This window comes from Protofrankia sp. CiT1 (assembly GCF_917627335.1).
GTDB lineage: Bacteria > Actinomycetota > Actinomycetes > Frankiales > Frankiaceae > Protofrankia.
Window position 1 is genome coordinate 1 of sequence record NZ_CAKJTP010000303.1, and the last position, 1,529, is coordinate 1,529.

Sequence of the window (1,529 nt, forward strand, 5' to 3'; positions counted from 1 at the left end):
GGCGATGGGGGGGGGGACGCCGATCGGTGGGGCGGGGGTGGTGTCGAGATGGTGTTGCCAGAGCGTGCGGATTGGGAGGGTCGGGTCGAAGGGTGGTGTGCCGGTGAGGAGTTCGTAGAGGAGGATCCCGAGGGCGTAGAGGTCGGTGGCGGGGCTGAGCCGGCCTCCGGTGATCTGTTCGGGGGCCATGTATTTGGGGGTGCCGATGATGGCGCTGGCGGTGGCGGCGGATCCTTCGACGATTTTCGCGATGCCGAAGTCGGTGACTTTGAGGAGGCCGCCGGTGTCGAACAGGATATTGTCGGTTTTGATGTCGCGGTGCAGGACCCCGTGACTGTGGGCGTAGGACAGGGCGGCGGCGACGGCCAGGCCGACGGCGCAGGCGTCTTCGGGGGGCAGGGCGGTTCGGCGGCGGGTGAGGGTTCCGCCCCCGAGGAGTTCCATGACGATCAGGTGGAGGTCGTCGGTTTCGACATAGTCGTAGACCCGGACCACGTGCGGATGGTCTAACGCGGCGAGGAGTTGCGCTTCGGCACGGTTGCCGGCCGCGGCTCCGGTGGTGCCTGCGGCCAGTATTTTGATGGCTACGGGGCGGTTCAGCTGGCGGTGCCGGCCGGCGAGGACCAGGCCGAATGCGCCCGCGCCGAGGGTGGTGCCGAGGTCGTAGCCGGGCAGTGCCGCGGCGATCCGCGCCTCATTGACGATCATCAGGTGGGAGGTGTCCGGGGTTGACGACGGTGTCGATCGGTCATCATGGGGCGTCCTCCTGATACTTCGTATACCAGGCCTGATACTTCGTATACCAGGCGTGATCCTAAGGGTGCTTGACGCGGCCGGGTGCACCGCCGTACCGCTGGAGGTGGCGCGGGCCATCGGGTCGGGCATCGGCAACGGGCGGACTGCTTCCCTCGGGTCACCGTGCGGTGCCCCGCATTGTCTGGACAGGGGATGGGAGCGCCACGCGGGTGGTGGACGGGGAGACGATCGCGGGAGGGACCGCCCGTGCGGGCGGCCCCCCGCGCAGATCCCCGCGTGGGTTGCTCACGCACGGGGTTCCTGCCTCGGGTTGTGGCGGCGCAGCGCAGGTCGGGGAATGGATGTTTCAGGCGGGCAGGTGGTGGCCATCGGTGCGCGCGGCGGTTTATCCGGGTCCCGGTCAATCGGGTGCGCGGGCGGCGGAACGCGGCCAGTCCGGCGAGGGGGTCGACGGGGACGACGTCTTCGGGCACCCGCGTCCGCACGGCCTTGGTCCGATCATGGTTTCGCATAGCACGATCGTGCCCGGGGCGTTCTGCTGTCCCAGGTGGCGGCCGGGCCATGGGTCCGGGTCAGCGGGCCGGGGGCTGTCCATGGGCGGAACGGTGGGTCACAGCGCGGGATGACCCACCGTCACCTCGTAGGACCGACCTGCCCCGAACCGTACATCGCACGCTGAACCCAGAGATGAAAAGTCTCGTTCGTGATGTTCGTGGGGTCCGCTGACGTTCGCCAGCTCAGGTCGGCGGGCCTCCGTCGTTCGTGGTCGTCCG

Annotated in this window: 1 protein-coding gene; it reads right to left on the reverse strand. The window is 69.0% G+C overall.

Going from position 1 to position 1,529, the window contains the following annotated elements:
* Nucleotides 1-708: serine/threonine-protein kinase (locus MJ785_RS21880; protein WP_239382765.1), on the reverse strand; the 708-nt coding region annotated here is incomplete at its 3' end.
* Between the last annotated feature and the right edge of the window lie 821 nt (nucleotides 709-1,529).